Below are 22074 nucleotides of genomic sequence, written 5' to 3'. Positions count from 1 at the left end.
CTGCGGCGCTCAGGAACGCCCGAACTCCTGATTGATGAAATCGAAGATCTCGTCGTCCGTGGCCGCATCCAACTGCTGGGACACGGCGGACTTCGAATCATCCTCGGCCGCCTCACCCAGCACGGACAGGATGCTCCGAAGACGGCCCTCGATGAGCCCTCTGGCGGCGTTCTTTGGGGAAAATCCTGAAATCGCGCTCGCGAGACGGTCCAGGTCAGCGAGTACAGCCGTCTCCGGTTCGACGTCCTCGGCACCGAACAGAGCGTCGTGCACATGCTCTGCGAGAAGCTGCGGCGTGGGGTAGTCGAAGACCAATGTGGCGGGGAGCCGCAGGCCCGTCTCGGTATTCAGTCCGTTGCGCAGCTCGACTGCGGTAAGCGAGTCGAAGCCCAAGTCCCGGAATGCCCTGAGGGGTTGCACGGCCTTCAGATCGCGGAACCCGAGCACGGCAGCCGTATGGGTACGCACGAGGTCGAGTACGGCTTGCGAGCGCTCCACCGCGGAAACATCCGCGATCCTGCCGAGGAAGGACGGGTTTCCTTCATCGGCCTTCTCCTGGGGAGTGGCACGCAGCGCATCGGCGACTTCCGGCAGGTCCTCCAGCAACGGACTCGGACGGGCACTGGTGAACGCCGGAGCAAACCGCTCCCACTCCACATCCGCCACCACCACCGAACCCTGACCACAACCAACAGCCGCCTCCAAAGCCGACACCGCCAGCCCCGGATCGAGCGCCCTCAGCCCCCGGCGCAGCAGGTGCTCCTCAGCGCCTTCCGCGCCGGCCATCCCGCCACCGGCCCACGGCCCCCACGCCACCGCACAACCCACCGCACCCCGCGCACGACGCGCCTCCACCAACCCCTCGACGAAGGCGTTCCCCGCCGCATACGCCCCCTGAGCACCACTCCCCCACACACCAGCAATCGAAGAGAACACCACAAACGCATCCAACTCCCGATCACCCAACACCTCATCCAGCACCACAGCACCCGCAACCTTCGCCCCCATCACCCCAGCAAAGTGCTCCGCATCCGCATCCCTCAACGGCACCGAATCCACCACACCCGCCGCATGAACCACCGCATCCACCGCACAGCCCGACAACAGCTCCCGGACCGCATCGCGGTCCGCGATGTCGCAGGCCGCCACCGTCACCTGTACGCCAAGGGCGGACAGCTCCGCCTCCAACTCGGACGCACCCGGGGCCTCCGGGCCACGACGGCTCGTCAGAATCACATGCTCGGCACCACGTTCGGCCACCCACCGCGCCACACGCGCACCCAACGCACCCGTACCACCCGTAATCAGCACCGTCCCCCGCGGCCGCCAACCACCGACCGTGCTATCCCCAGCGCCGACCGGAGCGTGCACCAGCCTGCGCCCGAACACACCCGACGACCGCACCGCCACCTGATCCTCAGAACCATCAGCCAGAACACCGACGAACCGGTCAAGCGCCCTACCGTCCACCGACTCCGGAAGATCCACCAGACCACCCCAACGATCCGGCAACTCCAAAGCCGCCACCCGACCCAGACCCCACACCGCAGCCTGGACAGGATCCGGCCCACCATCAGACCGACCCACCGCAACAGCCCCCCGCGTCACCACCCACCAACGCCCACCCACACCCACATCACCCAACGCCTGCACCACCACCGCAGTACGCACCACATCCGCACAGCCCACCACCAACACCCCAGCAACCGGCTCCTCACCAGCCACCTCACGCACCCGCTCAGCCAACAGCCCACGATCCACCTCCCCCGCGGCACACTCCACCCGCTCAACCCGCACACCACACGCCGCCAGCCCCTCCACCACAGCCTCGGACCACACGTCCCCGGCTGCCACCACCACAAGCCAACGCCCGCCCACTACCCCACCGGACTGACCACCGAGCGGCTTCCACTCCACCCGATACCGCCAACCGTCCACCACCGACCGCTCACGCTGCTGCCGCCGCCACGACGACAAAGCACTCAGAGCCTCATCCCACGACGCATCACCGGCAATCGCCAGTTCGTCGGCCAGGGTGTCCGGATCTTCGCGTTCAACGGCCTCCCAGAACCACGCGGCTCCGTCGTCCGACGATCGAGCCGCGACGTTCTTGGCCACGACCTCCGAGGAACTCGGCCAGAAGCGCTCACGCTGGAACGCGTACGTGGGGAGATCCACCCGACGCGCCCCGGGGAAGAGCGCCTGCCACTGCATCGTGGCGCCGTTGACGAACATGCCGCTGACTGCGGCCAAAAAGGCTTCCGACTCCAGCCGGTCCTTCCGCATGGTGGGTGCGATCTGGAGGTCAGGTGCCGAGAGACAGTCCTGTGCCATGGCGGTCAGGGTGCCGTCCGGACCGATCTCCAGGAACCGGGTCACCTCATGCTCCTCCAACCACCGGATACCGTCAGCGAACCGAACGGCGTCCCGGACATGCCGCACCCAGTAATCGGGGGACGTCAGCTGCTCCGCCGTGGCGAGCTCTCCGGTCACATTCGAGACCACCGGGATACGCGGCTCCGCATACGTCACGCTTTCCGCGACGGAACGGAACTCGTCGAGCATCGGCTCCATCAGCGGCGAATGGAAAGCATGGCTCACCCGCAGCCGCTTCACCTTCCGCCCCTCGGACTCAAAACGCCCCGCAATCTCCAACACCGCGGATTCCACACCGGAAACCACCACCGCCCGCGGACCGTTCACCGCGGCAATGCTCACCCACTGCTCCTGGCCCTCCAGCAGCGGCACCACCTCGTCCTCGGCGGCCTGAAGGGAAACCATCGCCCCACCCGCCGGCAACGCCTGCATCAAACGGCCACGCGCCGCCACCAAACGACACGCATCCTCCAGCGACAACACACCCGCCACATGAGCAGCCACCAACTCACCAACGGAATGACCCACCAGGAAATCCGGCCGCACACCGAACGACTCCACCAACCGGAACAACGCCACCTCCACCGCAAACAACGCCGGCTGAGCAAAACCCGTCCTATTCAGCGCATCCGCGTCCGCATCGTCACCGAACACCACACCTCTTACTGACGCCCCCAACTCACCATCGAAACAAGCACACACCGCATCAAAAGCATCCACGAAGACCGGGAAGGTGTCGTACAACTCCCGGCCCATTCCAAGACGCTGCGCACCCTGCCCCGTGAACAGGAATGCGGACCGTCCCTGCCCCTTGACCCCTCGAACGACGCCTGCGGTCTTTCGTCCCTCAGCAAGTGCAGTCAACCCCTGGACGGCCGTCTCGTGATCGTCCACGAGCAACGCAGCACGGTGGTCAAATATCTCCCTTGAGGTTGCCAGCGAGAAGCCCACATCGGCGGGGTCGAGCCGGGACTCCTCCACGTGCGCAAGGAGTCGTTGGGCCTGCGTCTGCAGGCCGGCTTCGTCACGCCCTGAAATGACCCAGGGAACTGCGGGCAGCTTGAGCGGCTCCTCGTTCTCGGTCGAATCATCGGTTGTCGGCGCCTGTTCGATGATGGCGTGGGCGTTGGTGCCGCTGATGCCGAAGGAGGAGACACCGGCCCGCCGCGGCCGGCCCGACTCCGGCCACTGCACCGACTCCGTCAGCAACCGCACGTCCCCCGCCGACCAGTCCACATGCGACGACGGCTCATCGACATGCAGGGTCTGCGGCAGCACACCGTGCTGCAACGCCAGCACCATCTTGATCACACCCGCCACACCCGCAGCCGCCTGCGTATGACCGATGTTCGACTTCACCGAACCCAGCCACAACGGCCGGTCCCCGTCACGATCCTGACCGTACGTCGCCAGCAACGCCTGCGCCTCGATCGGATCGCCCAGCGACGTCCCCGTACCGTGCGCCTCCACCACATCAACGTCGGAGGACGACAGCCCCGCACCCGCCAGCGCCTGACGGATCACCCGCTGCTGCGACGGACCATTCGGCGCCGTCAAACCATTCGACGCACCATCCTGATTCACCGCACTACCCGCCACCACAGCCAACACCCGATGCCCATTCCGCCGGGCATCCGACAACCGCTCCACCACCAACACACCCACGCCCTCGCCCCAACCTGTGCCATCCGCAGCGTCCGAGAACGCCTTGCACCGACCATCAGCAGCCAACCCCCGCTGCCGACTGAAATCCACAAACAACCCCGGCGTCGACATCACCGTCACACCACCGGCAAGTGCAAGGTCGCATTCACCCGAGCGCAGGGCCTGTACCGCCAGGTGCAGGGCGACCAGCGACGAGGAACACGCCGTATCCACCGTCACCGCAGGACCCTCAAGACCAAACGTGTACGACAACCGCCCCGACACCACACTCGCCGCATTCCCCGTACCGATATACCCCCCCAAATCCTCCGCACCCGACGCCACCAACAATCCCGTGTAATCCTGACTATTCGTCCCTGCAAACACCCCCGTACGCGACCCCCGCAACGACCCGGGAACAATCCCCGCCCGCTCGAACGCCTCCCACGACGCCTCCAACAACAACCGCTGCTGCGGATCCATCGCCACCGCCTCACGCGGCGAAATCCCGAAAAACCCAGGATCGAACTCATCAACCCCCGGCAAAAACCCACCCTCCCGAGTCGACACCTTCCCCGGCCGACCCGGCTCCGGGTCATACAACCCCTCAACATCCCAACCACGATCCACCGGGAACGGCACCACACCATCCCCACCCTCAACCAACAACTCCCACAACTCCTCCGGCGACCCCACCCCACCCGGGAACCGACAACTCATCGCCACAATCGCCACCGGCTCATCCGACAACGCCACCGCTGCCGCAGCCACGGTCCCCGCCTCAGCCACCTCACCCCAACCGGACAATTCAGCTGCCAGATGGCGAGCCACCACCAGCGGCGACGGATGGTCGAAAACGAGAGTGGCAGGCAACTGCAGACCGGTGGCCGCATTCAGTTGGTTCCGCAATTCCACGGCAGTGAGTGAGTCGACACCGAGTCCCCGGAAATCGCGTGCCGGCTCGATCTGCTCCGGCCCCGGATGGCCAAGGACCAGCGCCGCTTGAACACGGACGAGTTCCAGGAGCGCTGCTTCCCGCTCATCCTGCGACAACGAGGAAAGCCGGGACCGCAGGGCATCCGACGGGCGCTTTTCAGCCGAGGAGGACACAGCCATACGCCGAGCACTTCCCCCCACAAGACCCCGCAGCAAAGGAGGAAGAGCGTCCGCAGAATGCTGCCCACGCAACATACTGTGATTCAACTGAACCGGGACAACCACGGGTACTGCGGTACGCCGAGCGGCGTCAAACGCTTCCACACCCCGCTCCCCAGTGAAGGGCACGATCCCGCCACGTGCCATACGTTGCAGATCGGCATCGCTCAATTCGCCCGTCATACCCGCGTCCGGAGTCCACGCCCCCCACGCCAATGACTTCATCGGCAAACCGGACCCACTACGCCGACAGGCAAAAGCATCCACAAACGCATTCGCCGCCGCATAGTTGGCCTGCCCGGCACTGCCGAACGTCCCCGCCACCGACGAGAACACCACAAACTCCGCAAGGTCCTCGTCCCGGGTCAACTCGTCCAGGAGCATCAGCGCGTCCACCTTCGGCGCGAGTACCTTGTCCAGCCTCTCCGGCGTCAGCGAGGACAGGACACCGTCGTCCAGCACACCGGCCGTGTGCACGACCGCGGTGAGCGGGTGCTCCTGCGGCACCGAGTCCAACAGCCCGCGCAGTGCCGCACGGTCGGCAGTGTCGCAGGCCGCGACGGTGACCTCGGCACCGAGGGCCGCCAGCTCCTCACGCAGCACTTCCACACCAGGCGCCTGCTCTCCACGCCGGCTGGCCAGGAGGAGGTGACGCACTCCGTGCTCGGCGGCCAAATGCCGGGCCACCAGCGCGCCCAGACCACCCGTACCACCCGTCACCAGCACCGTGCCCTGCGGATCGAGGGGCGCCGGCACGGTCAGCACGACCTTGCCGATGTGCCGGGCCTGGCTGAGGTGGCGGAAGGCCTCCGGAGCCTTGCGCACATCCCACGCCCTCACCGGCAACGGCTCCAGCACACCCTGCTCGAAGAGGTCGAGGAGGGCGGTCAGCATCTCCCCGATCCGCTCCGGGCCGGCCTCCCACAGATCGAACGCCTGATACCTGACATCCGCATGCTCAGCCGCGACCTCCTGCGCATCGCGGACATCGGTCTTGCCCATCTCCAGGAACCGCCCGCCCCGCGGCAGCAACCGCAGCGAGGCATCCACGAACTCCCGCGCCAGGGAATCCAGCACCACATCCACACCCCGGCCACCGGTCTCGGCGAGGAAGGACCGCTCGAAGTCCAGATCACGCGACGACGCAATATGCGCCCCGTCCAGACCTGAGGACCGCAGGGTCTCCCACTTCCCCGGGCTCGCAGTGCCGAACACCTCCGCACCCAGGTGCCGCGCCAGCTGCACCGCGGCCATACCCACGCCGCCCGCCGCGGAGTGCACGAGCACCGACTCACCCGCCTGGAGTTCCCCCAGGTCCACCAGCGCGTAGTACGCCGTCAGGAACACCAGCGGAACCGAGGCCGCCTGCGTGAAGGACCACCCCTCGGGTATGCGGGCCAGCAGTCGGCGGTCGGCCACCGCGAGGGGCCCGAAGGCGCCGAAGAACATACCCATCACCCGGTCACCGGGCTGCAGGTCCTGTACTCCGGGACCGACCTCCAGCACCACCCCGGCCCCCTCGCTCCCGAGTGCGCCGGCCTCACCGGGGTACATCCCCAGCGCGTTGAGCACATCGCGGAAGTTGACGCCTCCCGCACGCACCCCGATACGTACCTGTCCGGCCCCCAACTCGGCTTCCGCCTCCGGGCATTCGGCCAGGAACAGATTGTCCAGGGTGCCCTTGTCGGCGATGTCCAGCCGCCAGGCGTCACCCTCCCCGCCCGCGTTGTCGGGCCGGCGCAGCGCGTCCGTGGACGCGACCCGGGCCAGCCGCGGTACGTGCACCACACCCGCCCGGACCGCGGCCTCGGGCTCTCCGCCCGCCAGCACACCGGACACGGCCGCGGTCGACTCGGAACTCTCGTCGAGGTCGATGAGCGTGAACCGGCCCGGGTTTTCCACCCTGGCGGCCCGGACCAGACCCCACACGGCGGCCTGCGCCGGGTCCAGGTGGGCCGTGTCCGAGGTGCTCACGGCACCGTGTGTGAGAAGGACCAGCCGGGACCCGCCGAAGCGCGCATCCGCCAGCCACTTCTGCACCAGAGTCAGCGTGTCGTGGGCGGCGGTGTGTGCACCGGCGGCCGTGCCGGCCCGGTGCTCCGCGCCCGCGCACTTGACCAGCACCACGGCGGGCACCTCGTCGGCGAGTTCGTCCAGGCTGGCCGTTGCCTCCACTCGTACGCCGGTGCCTTCCAGGGCCACGGCCAGAGCCAGGTCCCCGACGACCGCCCACGAGTCGTCGGCCGACGACTCATCGGCCTCCACGGTGGGCATCGGCACGGTCACCCAGTCCACCTGGAACAGCGCGTCGTGGTAGGCCGCGCCGCCGCTCACCTGCTCACCCGAGACCTGACGCAGCGTCAAGGACTCGACGGAGGCGACCACACCTCCGGTGGGGTCGGCCAGTTCGAGAGAGACCGACTCGGGCCCGGACTGCACCATACGCACACGGAGGGCGGTAGCTCCGGCGGCCTTCACGCACACGCCGTTCCAGGAGAACGGCAGCCGTCCGCGGCCGACATCCTCCATGGACACAAAAATCGTCGCGTGCAGTGCGGAGTCCAGTAGCGCGGGATGCAGTGCGAACGCGTCGGCCAGCCCGTCGTGCTCCTCCGGCAGCCCGACCTCGGCGAAGATCTCATCGCCGCGCTGCCAGACGGACTTCAGACCTCGGAACACCGGGCCGTATGCGAACCCGGCCTCGGCGAAGCGACCGTAGAAGTCGTCGACCGAGGTCGTTTCCGCGTCGCGCGGGGGCCAGACGGTGAAGTCGTACGGCTCGCCCTGGTCCGCGGCTGCTCCGGTGGACACCACGCCACTGGCGTTGAGCACCCACGGCTGCTCGGCGAACTCGTCCTCCGGCCGCGAGTACAGGTTCAGTGTCCGCCGGCCGGACTCGTCCGGCGGCTCCACCGCGAGCTGCAGTTGCACCGCACCGCGCTCCGGCAGGACGAGTGGCGCGGCGATCGTGAACTCGTCGATGCGGTCGCAGCCCACCTCGTCGGCCGCACGGACGGCCAGTTCGAGAAAGCCCGTACCGGGGAACAGGATGGTCCCGGTCACCGCGTGGTCGGCGAGCCACGGGTGGGTGTGCAGCGACAGCCTTCCGGTGAAGAGGAAGGCGTCGGAACCGGCGACCTCGACCGCCGCGCCCAGCAGGGGATGGTCCGCCGATCCGAGACCCGCCGAGCTGATGTCGCCGGTCGGCATGACGGGCGGCCTGGGCCAGTAACGGTGCCGCTGGAACGCATACGTCGGCAGACCGACGCGGCGGGCATCGCCGCCCGCGAAGGCAGCCTCCCAAGTCAGCGGCGTGCCGGCGGCAAACACCTGGGCGAGGGCGGTGAGCAGGCCGGCCGCCTCCGGACGGTCCTTGCGCAGAGCGGGCACAAGGAGGTGATCCGCGTCCGTGTCGCCGTCGAGGCAGCCCTGCGCCATGGCGGTGAGAGTGCCGTCCGGGCCGATCTCCAGGAACCGGGTGACCTCGTGCTCCACCAGCCACCGGATACCGTCAGCGAACCGAACGGCGTCCCGGACATGCCGCACCCAGTAATCGGGGGACGTCAGCTGCTCCGCCGTGGCGAGCTCTCCGGTCACATTCGAGACCACCGGGATACGCGGCTCCACATACGTCACGCTTTCCGCGACGGAACGGAAATCATCGAGCATCGGCTCCATCAGCGGCGAATGGAAGGCATGACGCACCTGGAGCCGCTTCACCTTCCGCCCCTCGGACTCGAAACGCCCGGCGACCTCCGCCACCGCCGATTCCTCACCCGCTATCACGATCGACTTCGGCCCGTTCACCGCGGCAATACTCACCCGCTGCTCCTGGCCTTCCAGCAGCGGCAACACCTCGTCTTCGGTGGCTTGGAGGGCAACCATCGCGCCGCCCGCCGGCAAAGCCTGCATCAACCGGCCGCGGGCAGCGACCAGACGGCACGCGTCCTCCAGCGACAAGACGCCCGCCACATACGCGGCCGCCAATTCGCCGATGGAATGCCCCACCAGATAGTCGGGCCGGACTCCGAACGATTCCACCAGCCGGAACAGCGCCACCTCCACCGCGAACAACGCCGGCTGAGTGAACCCCGTCTGATGCAGCGCCTCGGCATCGAAATTGGCATTGGCATTGGCATCCTCGCCGAACACCACACCCCGCAGCGGCGATGCCAATTCGCTGTCGAAGTGGGCACAGACGGAGTCAAAGGCGTCCGCGAATACCGGGAACGCGTCGTACAACTCCCGGCCCATTCCGAGCCGTTGTGCGCCCTGTCCCGTGAACAGCAGAGCCAGCCGACCGTCTGCCTTTGCCGTGCCGGTGACGACGTTCGCAGCGGCTTCACCGGCCGCTACCGCGGCCAGGCCACGCAGCATCCCGTCCCGGTCCGCACCGAGGACCACAGCGCGGTGTTCCATCACCGACCGCGTGGTGGCCAAAGACATCCCCACATCGACCGTCCGCAGATCCGGGAAGGACTCCATGTACGCGAGCAGCCGGGCGGCCTGCCCACGGAGCGCGGACCTGGTCTTGCCGGTGATCACCCAGGGGGCAGGGAAGGCTTCCGCTGCCGACCCGGCATCCTCGGCAGCCACGTCCGCAGGTGCGGGCAACTCCTCGGATGTCATGGGAGCGGCGTCATCCTCGGACGGGGCTTCCTCCAGGATCGTGTGCGCGTTGGTGCCACTGATGCCGAAGGAGGAGACACCGGCCCGCCGCGGCCGGCCCGACTCCGGCCACTGCACCGACTCCGTCAGCAACCGCACGTCCCCCGCCGACCAGTCCACATGCGATGACGGCTCATCCGCGTACAACGTCCGTGGCAGAACGCCGTGCTGGAGGGCCAGCACCATCTTGATCACACCCGCCACACCCGCGGCCGCCTGCGTGTGACCGATGTTCGACTTCACCGAACCCAGCCACAGCGGCCGGTCCTCGTCACGATCCTGACCGTACGTCGCCAACAGCGCCTGCGCCTCGATCGGATCGCCCAACGACGTACCGGTGCCATGCGCCTCGACCGCATCCACCTCCGACGCCGAAAGCCCCGCACCCGCCAGCGCCTGCCGGATCACCCGCTGCTGCGACGGACCATTCGGCGCCGTCAAACCATTCGACGCACCATCCTGATTCACCGCACTGCCACGCACCACAGCCAACACCCGATGCCCATTGGCGCGCGCATCCGACAACCGCTCCACCACCAGCACACCCACGCCCTCGGAAAACCCGGCACCATCCGCAGCATCCGAAAACGCCTTGCACCGACCATCAGCAGCCAACCCCCGCTGCCGACTGAAATCCACAAACAACCCCGGCGTCGACATCACCGTCACACCACCCGCCAACGCCACATCACACTCACCCGCACGCAACGACTGCACCGCCAAATGCAACGCCACCAACGACGCCGAACACGCCGTATCCACCGTCACCGCAGGACCCTCAAGACCAAACGTGTACGACAACCGCCCCGACACCACACTCGCCGCATTCCCCGTACCGATATACCCCCCCAAATCCTCCTCACCCGACGCCACCAACAACCCCGTGTAATCCTGACCATTCGTCCCCGCAAACACCCCCGTACGCGACCCCCGCAACGACCCGGGAACAATCCCCGCCCGCTCGAACGCCTCCCACGACGCCTCCAACAACAACCGCTGCTGCGGATCCATCGCCACCGCCTCACGCGGCGAAATCCCAAAAAACCCAGGATCGAACTCATCAACCCCCGGCAAAAACCCACCCTCCCGAGTCGACACCTTCCCCGGCCGACCCGGCTCCGGGTCATACAACCCCTCAACATCCCAACCACGATCCACCGGGAACGGCACCACACCATCCCCACCCTCAACCAACAACTCCCACAACTCCTCCGGCGACCCCACCCCACCCGGGAACCGACAACTCATCGCCACAATCGCCACCGGCTCATCCGACAACGCCACCGCTGCCGCAGCCACGGTCCCCGCCTCAGCCACCTCACCCCAACCGGACAATTCAGCTGCCAGATGGCGAGCCACCACCAGCGGCGACGGATGGTCGAAAACGAGAGTGGCAGGCAACTGCAGACCGGTGGCCGCATTCAGTTGGTTCCGCAATTCCACGGCAGTGAGTGAGTCGACGCCAAGTCCCCGGAAATCGCGTGCCGGCTCGATCTGCTCCGGCCCCGAGTGGCCAAGGACCAGCGCCGCTTGAACACGGACAAGTTCCAGGAGCGCTGCTTCCCGCTCATCCTGCGACAACGAGGAAAGCCGGGACCGCAGGGCATCCGACGGGCGCTTTTCAGCCGAGGAGGACACAGCCATACGCCGAGCACTTCCCCCCACAAGACCCCGCAGCAAAGGAGGAAGAGCGTCCGCAGAATGCTGCCCACGCAACATACTGTGATTCAACTGAACCGGGACAACCACGGGTACTGCGGTACGCCGAGCGGCGTCAAACGCTTCCACACCCCGCTCCTCGGTCAAGGGCATGATCCCGCCGCGTGCCATACGTTGCAGGTCGGCATCGCTCAGTTCGCCCGTCATACCCGCGTCCGGAGTCCACGCCCCCCACGCCAATGACTTCATCGGCAAACCGGACCCACTACGCCGACAGGCAAAAGCATCCACAAACGCATTCGCCGCCGCATAGTTGGCCTGCCCGGCACTGCCAAGCGTCCCCGCCACCGACGAAAACACCACAAACTCCGCAAGGTCCTCGTCCCGGGTCAACTCGTCCAGGAGCATCAGCGCGTCCACCTTCGGCGCGAGCACCGTGTCCAGCCTCTCCGGCGTCAGGGACGACAGGACGCCGTCGTCGAGTACGCCTGCGGTGTGCACGACGGCGGTGAGGGGGTGCTGCTTCGGTACGGAGTCCAGCAGTGCGCGCAGTGCCTCGCGGTCGGCGCTGTCGCAGGCCGCGACGGTGACCTCGGCACCGAGAGCCGCCAACTCCTCGCGCAACGCGTCCACACCGGGCGCCTGGGGCCCGCGGCGGCTGGCCAGCAGAAGGTGGCGGATGCCGTGCTCGGCGGCGAGATGCCGGGCCACCAGCGCGCCCAGACCACCCGTACCACCCGTGATCAGCACCGTCCCGTCACCGTCCAGCGGAACCGGCATCGTCAGCACGACCTTGCCCACATGCCTGGCCTGGCTCAGATACCGGAACGCCTCCGGAGCCTTGCGCACATCCCACGCCGTCACCGGCAATGGCTCCAGCACACCCCGCTCGAAGAGGTCGAGGAGGGCGGTCAGCATCTCCCCGATCCGCTCCGGGCCGGCCTCCCACAGATCGAACGCCTGATACCTGACATCCGCATGCTCAGCCGCGACCTCCTGCGCATCGCGGACATCGGTCTTGCCCATCTCCAGGAACCGCCCGCCCCGCGGCAGCAACCGCAGCGAGGCATCCACGAACTCCCGCGCCAGGGAATCCAGCACCACATCCACACCCCGGCCACCGGTCTCGGCGAGGAAGGACCGCTCGAAGTCCAGATCACGCGAGGACGCAATATGCGCCTCATCCAGACCCGAGGACCGCAGCGTCCCCCACTTCCCCGGGCTCGCGGTACCGAACACCTCCGCACCCAGATGCCGCGCCAACTGCACCGCGGCCATACCCACACCGCCCGCCGCGGAATGCACGAGCACCGACTCACCCGCCTGGAGTTCCCCCAGCTCCACCAACGCGTAGTACGCCGTCAGGAACACCACCGGAACCGAAGCAGCCTGCGCGAACGACCACCCCTCCGGAACCCGGATCACCATGCGCGCATCAGCCACCGCCACCGGACCGAACGCATACGGGAACAACCCCATCACCCGGTCCCCCGGAGCAAAACCGGTCACACCCGGACCCGTCTCCATGACCACCCCGGAACCTTCGAGGCCGAAGGCTCCCGCGTCGCCGGGGTACATGCCGAGGACGTTGAGCACATCGCGGAAGTTCACCCCGGCGGCCCGCACCGCGATACGTACCTGACCGGCTCCCAAATCACCATTCGCCTCGGGGCGCTCCACCAGGCGCAAGCTTTCCGACCCGCGCTCGTCGGGGCTGTCGAGACACCACGTGTCCTGCGACCCGTCCGGCATCGGCAGTTCGTCCCGCCGGATGTTCGAACTCAGCCTCGGCTGATAGGCCCTACCCGTCCGCAGGGCGAGTTCGAGTTCTCCGGTGGCAAGGGCGGTCGGCAATGCCGCCAGTGAGGCTTCCGTCCCGTCCAGGTCCACGAGGACGAAGCGATCCGGGTGTTCTACGCGTGCGGCTCGGACGAGGCCCCAGACCATGGCTTGCGCGGGTTCCGGCTGTGGCAGCTCCGCCGGGACGGCGTTCCGCGTCACCACCACCAGTCGTGCGGCGGAGTAGCGCTCGGAGTCCGTCCATTGCTGTATGCAGGACAGCGCCCGATACGTTGCGGCCCGTGCGGCCGCAGGAGATCCGGCGGATTCTTCGGTAGTTCCGTCGAGAGCTCCGTCGAGCCTCAGCACGATGTACGGGGGGATGTCTTCCACCGGTGCAGAGCCGAGGTCATGGAGGTCAGCGAACTCAACGGCTTCCTTGGTCGTCTCGGGCACCGGAACCCAGTCGACGCGGTGCAGCGCGTCGGAGTGGGCAGTGCCTTGCCAGGCACGCCTGAACATCTCGGCGGACATCGGCCTGCGGGTGAGGGAATCGACTTCCGCCACCGGCTGTCCTACCGCATCCGCCAGCTGCAGCGAAACGCCACCGTCCGCACACACTGAAATGCGCGCCCGGAGCACGGTGGCTCCCGCGGCGTACAGCTTCACGCCCTGCCAGGAAAGCGGCAGCTGTCCGAGTACGGAATTCCCGTCCGCTTCGAGCGCCAACGTGTGCAGGACGGTGTCCAGCAATGCGGGGTGCAGGCCGAATGACGATGCCTCGGCAGCTTCGGGGATCTCCACCGTGGCGAACAGGTCGGCGTCACGCCGCCATACGGATCGCAGGCCGCGGAAGGCAGGACCGTATTCGATCCCGGCGTCGGCGAACGCCTCGTACAGGCCGTCCATGGGGACAGGCTGTGCTCCTTCCGGAGGCCAGACAGCGAAGTCGAAGGTCTCCTGGTGACCGGCTGCTCCGAGCAGACCCGTGGCGTGGCGGATCCAGGGCTCTTCCGCGACACCGGTGCTCCCGATGCGGCAGGAGTGGATGGTGAGTGCGCGGGCGCCGTGGAGATCCGGCTCCTGAATACGCATTTGCAGCTGAACGGTTTCCTGCGCCCGGAGCGCCAGGGGGGCTTCGATGGCCAGCGACTCGATGTGGTCGCAACCGGCCTGGTCCGCAGCGCGGAGCGCGAGTTCCAGGAAGGCCGTGCCGGGCACGAGGGTTGTCCCATCGATGACGTGGTCCCCCAGCCACGGGTGGTTCTGCACGGAGAGCCGGCCGGTGAAGACGACGGTGTGGGAATCGGCGAGCGTCATGGTGGCCGCGAGCAGCGGGTGCTCGGCGGCTTGCAGTCCGGCCGATCCGAGATTGGTGGCGTCGGTGTGGTCGAGCCCGAGCCAGTAACGCTGGTGCTGGAAGGCGTAGGTCGGCAGCTCGACGTGGTGGCCGCCGGTGTCGGCGAAGAGTGCGGCCCACTGGACCGGGACACCGTGGGCGTAGGCGTGGCCGAGGGCGGTGAGGAGACCGGTCACCTCGGGCCGGTCCTTGCGCAGGGCGGGCGCGAGGAGGTGGTCGGATCCGGTCAGGCAGTCCTGTGCCATGCCGGTCAGGGTGCCGTCCGGTCCGATCTCCAGGAACCGGGTGACCTCGTGCTCCTCCAGCCACTGGATGCCATCGGCGAACCGAACGGCTCCGCGGACATGCCGCACCCAGTAGTCGGGGGACGTCAGGTCCTCCGCCGTGGCAAGAGCACCGGTCACATTCGAGACCACGGGAATACGGGGCTCCGCATACGCCACGCTCTCCGCGACCGCCCGGAACTCGTCCAGCATCGGCTCCATCAGCGGCGAATGGAAGGCATGGCTCACCCGCAGCCGCTTCACCTTCCGCCCCTCGGACTCGAAATACCCGGCGACCTCCGCCACCGCGGACTCCTCACCAGCCACCACGACGGCCTGCGGACCGTTCACCGCGGCAACACTCGCCCGCAGCTCATGCCCTTCCAGCAGCGGCAACACCTCAGCCTCGGCCGCCTGGATCGAAACCATCGCGCCACCCGCCGGCAACGCCTGCATCAACCGACCACGCGCCGCCACCAAACGACACGCATCCTCCAACGACAGGACGCCTGCCACATGCGCGGCTACCAACTCGCCGATGGAATGCCCCACCAGGTAGTCGGGTCGGACCCCGAACGACTCCACCAACCGGAACAACGCCACTTCAAGGGCGAACAAAGCCGGCTGCGTAAACCCTGTCCGGTCCAGCCTCTCCGCATCGTCGCCGAACACCACATCCCGCAGCGGCAACGCCAACTCACCATCGAAGTACGCACACACCGCATCAAAAGCATCCGCGAAAACCGGGAAGGCCTCATACAACTCCCGGCCCATCCCCAACCGCTGCGCACCCTGCCCCGTGAAGAGGAAAGCAAGGGCGCCCTCGGATGTGGCCATGCCCTCGGGGATGTTCCCCTGCGGTTCGCCCCGGCCGAGCGCATTCAAGCCGTCGAGCAGCGTTTTCCGGTCCTCGCCGAGCACGACGGCTCGGTGTTCGAACGCCGATCGGGTGGTGGCGAGCGACCGTCCCACATCCCGCGGGCACAGTTCGGGCCGGGCGTTCATATGCGTCGACAACCGCTCGGCCTGCGCCCTCAGTGCCCCCTTGCTACGTCCGGACAGTACCCAGGGCACGAGGGCCGGTCCGGACACCCGAGAGGGTGCATCCTGCGGTTCGTCCACCGGGGGCTGCTCGATCACCACATGTGCGTTGGTGCCGCTCACACCGAATGACGACACACCTGCCCGACGAGGCCGGTCGTCCTCCGGCCACGCCACGTCCTCGGTCAGCAGCCGTGCCCTGCCCGCCGACCAGTCCACATGCGATGACGGCTCATCTGCGTACAACGTGCGTGGCAGAACGCCGTGCTGGAGGGCCAGCACCATCTTGATGACACCCGCCACACCCGCGGCAGCTTGCGTGTGACCGATGTTCGACTTCACCGAACCCAGCCACAGCGGCCGGTCCTCGTCACGGCCCTGCCCGTACGTCGCCAACAGGGCCTGCGCCTCGATCGGATCGCCCAACGACGTACCGGTGCCATGCGCCTCGACCGCATCCACCTCCGACGCCGAAAGCCCCGCGCCGGCCAGCGCCTGCCGGATCACCCGCTGCTGGGAGGGGCCGTTCGGCGCGGTCAGACCGTTTGACGCACCGTCCTGGTTCACCGCACTGCCACGCACCACAGCCAGCACCCGGTGGCCGTTCCGGCGGGCATCCGAGAGTCGCTCCACCACCAGGACGCCGGCGCCCTCACCCCAAATGGTGCCGTCCGCAGCCTCCGCGAACGCCTTGCAGCGAGCGTCCGCGGCGAGGCCGCGCTGCCTGCTGAACTCGATGAACGCCCCCGGAGTCGACATCACGGTGACACCGCCGGCGAGGGCGAGGTCGCAGTCGCCCGAGCGCAGGGACTGGACCGCCAGGTGCAAGGAGACCAGCGAGGACGAGCACGCCGTGTCCACCGTCACCGCGGGGCCCTCCAGACCCAGCGCATACGCCACGCGCCCCGAGACCACGGCACCGGAGCTTCCGGTGAGCAAGTGGCCCCGGAGGTCGTCGGGCATATCGCCGGTGCCCGACGCGTAGCCCTGGTAGCCGCAGCCCACGAAGAGTCCGCTGCGGCTGCCTCGTAGTGACAGCGGAGCGATGCCGGCCTGTTCGACGGCCTCCCAGGAGACCTCCAGCAACATCCGCTGCTGGGGGTCCATGGCCAGTGCCTCGCGTGGCGAGATGCCGAAGAAGCCGGGGTCGAAATCGCCGGCGCTCCGGACGAATCCCCCCTCGTGCACATAACTGGTCCCCGGACCACCGGAGTTGGGGTCGTAGAGGGCGTCGATCTGCCAGCCGCGGTCCTCGGGGAAGGGCGTGATGGCGTCGCCGCCGTCGACGATCAGCTTCCAGAGGTCGTCGGGTGACTGTACGTCTCCGGGGTAGCGGCAGCCCATTCCCACAATGGCGATCGGCTCCCCGTCGTCCTGTACGGGGTGCGCGAGGGCGGCCGTGTGCTGTTCCCCGAGGTCCCCCAGCAGTTCGGCTCGCAGATGACGCGCGAGTGCCAGCGGCGTCGGATGGTCGAAGACGAGCGTCGGGGACATCGGCAGTGCAACCGTCGCGGACAAGGTGTTACGCAGGTCGACCGCGGTGAGGGAGTCGATGCCGAGTTCCTGGAAGGTCCGTGCGGCCTCGACGGATCCGGGGCCCGGGTAGCCCAGTACGGTGGCGGTGGTCTGCCGCACCAGGCGGAGCAGGTGCTGTTCCTGTTCAGCGGGGGTACGCAGCGATGTGAGGAGGCTGCGGACGCCCTCGGTCTCTTCGTCGTGGCCGGAATTGCGGGCGGCTGCCTCGGGCAGCTTGCTGAAGAGCGCGCTGCGGCCCGCGGGAAACAGGGTCCAGTCGATATCGGCGATGACGAGGTGCGTCTCGTCGTGCTGGAGTGCCTGGTGCAATGCGACGAGTGCGGTTTCCGGCTCCATGGGCGGCAGGCCCGCCCGGCTGAGTTTGGCACGCAGGGCCGGGTCGGCGGCCATCCCCTCGTGTGCCCAGGGGCCCCAGGCGATACTGGTCGCAGGCAGATCCTCACCGCGCCGGTGCTGGGCAAGTGCGTCCAGGCACGCGTTGGCCGCCGCGTAGTTCGCCTGGCCAGCTGCTCCAAGTGCGCCGGCGATGGAGGAGAACAGCACGAACGTGGTCAGGTCGTGTGCGCGGGTCAGCTCGTGGAGGTTGACCGCGGCCTCGGTCTTGGGGCGGAGCACGGTGGCGAACCGCTCGGCGTCCATGCTGACGAGCGTGCCGTCGTCGAGGACGCCTGCCGTGTGGAAGACGCCGGTGAGCGGCTGGTCTTCAGGGACGGAGGCGAGAAGCTGCGCCAGTGCGTCGCGGTCTGCGGGGTCGCAGGCGGCGAGCGTGGCACGGGTGCCGTGGGCAGCGAGGTCGGCGACGAGGTCCTGGGCTCCTGGGGCGTCGGGGCCTCGCCTGCTGATGAGCAGCAGATGTTCGGCGCCTTCCTGGGCCAGTTGGCGGGCGAGCGCGGAGCCGATGGTGCCGGTGCCTCCGGTGATCAGCGTGGTGCCGGACGGGGACCAGGCGGACCCGTGGGGCTGTTCGGGGCGGGCGGTCCGGATCAACCTGCGGGCGAACAGGCCGGAGGCACGGATGGCGAACTCATTGCCGTTCTCGCTGTCGTGACCAGGGGTGTTGAGCACCGCACACAGTCGGTCCAGGGTGCGGTCGTCGAGAGCGTCCGGCAGGTCGACGAGGCCGGTCCAGTGGTCGGGGTGTTCGATGGCCGCGGTACGGCCGAGGCCCCAGAGGGCGGCCTGCGAAGGGGCGCTGAGCCGGTCGGAGCGGCCGGTGCTGACGGCGCCCCGGGTTGCGGTCCACAACCGGACGGGGGCGTCGGCGCGGACGAGCGCCTGGACGAGCGCACCGGTCAGGACGAGGGCGGCGGGGGCCTCGGGGTGGTGGGGGTCACGGGTGGTGCCGAGGCCGAGGAGGGAGAGGACGTTGATCTCGTCCGGGTCGCGGTCTGGGAGGCGGGTCTCCTCGATCCGTTGCGCGATGTGGTCAGGGCCGGCGTCCGGCGGCAGGCTCACGGTGGTCACGGTCGTGCCATGCCCGGCCAGCGCGGTGGTGAGGGCGTCGGCGACGGGCTGATGGTGCTCCGGGTCCGTGGCGGGGACGACGAGCAGCCAGTGGGCCGGTGCAGTCGCGGCGGGGCGGGGGGTGACCGGCTCCCACTGCTCTGCGTACCGCCAGGTCCGGGCGGTGGAGTGCTGTTGCCGGTCGCGGTGGAATGCCGCGAGTGCGGGGACGACCGGTTCGAGGAGGGAGCGCTCAAGGCGGAGGCTGTCTGCGAGTTCCGGCACGTTCTGCTGCTCGACGGCGGTCCAGAAAGCGGAGTCGGCGGGCCGGCTGTCGGGGGCGTCCTCGGGAACCGCGGCGTTGAGCCAGTAGCGGGTGCGTTGAAAGGCGTAGGTGGGCAGGTCGACCCGGCGCGCGCCGGGCAGCAGGGCGGCCCAGTCGAGGGGGGCACCGGAGGCGTGGAGCCTGCCGATCGCGGTGAGCAGGCTTGCGGCCTCGGGGGTGTCCTTGCGGAGGAGGGGTGTCAGCAGCCGGTCGCCTTCGGGCAGACAGGCCGCGGCCATCGCGGTCAGGGTGCCGTCGGGTCCGAGTTCGACGAGCCGGGTGACGTGGCGCTCGGCGAGGGCGTCCACGCCGTCGGCGAAGCGTACGCCCTGGCGGGCGTGGCGCACCCAGTAGTCGGGGCTGCACAGTTCGTCGGGCGTGGCGAGGCGGCCGGTGACGTTGGAGACGAGGGGAATCTGCGGCTGATGGTAGGTCAGGTCGCGGGCCGTGGCCCGCAGCTCCTCCAGCATGGGGTCCATGAGCGGTGAGTGGAAGGCATGGCTGACCCGCAGTCGGGAGACCTTGCGCCGCAGGTCTCGGAAGTGCCCGGCGATGCTGTCCACGGTTGCTTCGTCGCCTGCGATGACGGTGGCCTCGGGGCCGTTGACCGCCGCGATGCTCACTCGGTCACCGGTGGCGGCCAGCAGCGGCAGCACCTCGGCTTCGGCTGCCTGGAGGGAGGCCATGGCGCCGCCGGGCGGGAGGGACTGCATCAGCCGTCCGCGGGCCGCCACCAGTCGGCAGGCGTCCTCAAGGGACAGCACTGCGGCGGTGTGCGCGGCAGCGAGTTCGCCGATCGAGTGGCCCATCATGAAGTCGGGCTTGACACCCCACGAGGTGAGGAGCCGGAAGAGGGCCACTTCGAAGGCGAAGAGCGCAGGCTGGGTGTGGCCTGTTCGGTCCAGTGCGGCCGCGTCGTCGCCGAAGACGGTGGCGCGCAGCGGCCGGACGAGTTCTGTGTCGAGGTGCTCGCAGACGGCGTCGAAGGCGTCCTTGAAGGCGGGGAACGCCTCGTACAGCTCACGGCCCATGCCGAGGCGCTGTGCGCCCTGGCCGGTGAAAAGGAATGCGGTCTTGCCGCGTACGGGGGAGCCGGTGACCGCCTCTGCGGCGGCAGGGCCTTCCTCGGCCAGTGCGGTCAGCCGGCTCCGCAGCTCGGCCAGGTCCGTGCCGAGGAGCACCGCGCGGTGTTCGAAGGCCGACCTGCTGGTGGCGAGCGAGTAGGCCAGATCGTGCGGGTCCACGTCGGTGTGGGTGTCCAGGTGCGACAGCAGCCGGCCGGCTTGTGCCCGTAGCGCGTCCGCGCTGCGGGCGGAGAGCACCCACGGGATGTGCGGGAGTCGTACTGGGGGGCAGGGGGAGGCGGCGGCTTCGGTGGCCTGTTCGCGGCCTTCCGGGGTCTGTTCCCAGCCTTCCGAGGCTTGTCCGCGGTCCCCCGGGGCCTGTTCCAGGATGGTGTGGGCGTTGGTGCCGCTGATGCTGAACGAGGAGACGGCGGCGCGGCGCGGCCGTGCGTCGTCCGGCCAGGCCACGGGCTCGGTCAGCAGCCGGACGCTGCCCGCCGACCAGTCCACGTGGGTGGAGGGCCGGGTGGTGTGCAGGCTCTGCGGCAGAACGCCGTGCCGCAGTGCGAGCACCATCTTGATCACGCCGGCCACGCCCGCGGCCGCCTGGGTGTGACCGATGTTGGACTTCACCGAACCCAGCCACAACGGCCGGTCGGCCGGGCGGTCCTGGCCGTAGGTGGCGAGCAGCGCCTGTGCCTCGATCGGGTCGCCCAGCGTCGTACCGGTGCCATGTGCCTCGACGGCGTCCACGTCGACGGCGGACAGCCCGGCGCCGGCGAGCGCAGAGCGGATCACACGTTGCTGAGCAGGCCCGTTGGGGGCGGTGAGACCATTGGAAGCGCCGTCCTGGTTGAGGGCGCTGCCTCGTACCAGGGCCAGCACGGGATGGCCGTTGCGCCGGGCATCAGAGAGCCGTTCGACGAGCAGCATCCCGACGCCTTCGCCCCATCCCGTTCCGTCGGCGTCGTCGGAGAACGGCTTGCAGCGGCCGTCGCGGGCGAGTGCACCCTGTCGGTCGAACTCGACGAAGGCGGCGGGGGTGGACATGATCGCGACGCCGCCCGCAAGGGCGAGATCGCATTCGCCGGCCCGGAGGGACTGCGCGGCGAGGTGCAGGGTGACCAGCGAGGAGGAGCAGGCGGTGTCCACGGTGACGGCGGGGCCTTCGAGGCCCAGTACGTACGCGACCCGGCCCGAGACGACACTGCCCGTGGTGCCGGTGAGGATGTGCCCTTCGACGCCGTCGGGGGTGTTGCCGCGCAGGCCGGAGCCGTACTCCTGATTGCTGCATCCGGCGAAGACTGCCGTCCTGCTGCCGCGCAGCGTCTTCGGGTCGATCCCTGCCCTTTCCAGTGCCTCCCAGGACACCTCCAGGAGCAGCCGCTGCTGCGGGTCGGTGGCTAGTGCCTCGCGCGGGCTCATCCCGAAGAACTGCGGATCGAATGCATCGGCGGTGTGGACGAAGCCCCCGCGGGTGGTCGCCCCATCGAGTGCGCTCAGGTCCCAGCCCCGGTCGGCGGGGAACTCCGACAGCGCATCGACGCCTCCGGCAAGCAGCTGCCAGTACTCCTCGGGTGTCTGCACCCCTCCGGGGAAGCGACAGCTCATGGCGACGATGGCGAGGGGTTCCCCCGCTGCATCGACCAGTTGCTGGTTCTGCTTGCGCAGCCGGTCGTTCTCCCGCAGCGAGGCCCGGAGGGCTTCAACGATCTGATCCGCGGACGTGGCCATGTGTCAGCTCTCCATCATTCCGGCTTC

Annotated in this window: 1 protein-coding gene; it reads right to left on the bottom strand. The window is 68.5% G+C overall.

What is annotated here, in order from left to right; genetic code table 11:
* Nucleotides 1-9: 9 nt before the first annotated feature.
* A complete protein-coding gene (locus STRTU_RS33690) occupies nt 10-22047 on the bottom strand; it encodes a type I polyketide synthase (protein ID WP_159748938.1) in 22038 nt (7345 codons plus the stop codon).
* Nucleotides 22048-22074 lie beyond the last annotated feature (27 nt).

It is taken from the genome of Streptomyces tubercidicus (assembly GCF_027497495.1).
Taxonomy (GTDB): domain Bacteria; phylum Actinomycetota; class Actinomycetes; order Streptomycetales; family Streptomycetaceae; genus Streptomyces; species Streptomyces tubercidicus.
Note: the sequence above shows the minus strand (reverse complement) of the source record. Positions and strands in the feature narration are given on the sequence as shown.

Excerpts from the sequence above, each read along its gene's own strand:
- STRTU_RS33690 (WP_159748938.1), bottom strand. The coding sequence starts at position 22,047 with ATGGCCACGTCCGCGGATCAGATCGTTGAAGCCCTCCGGGCCTCGCTG.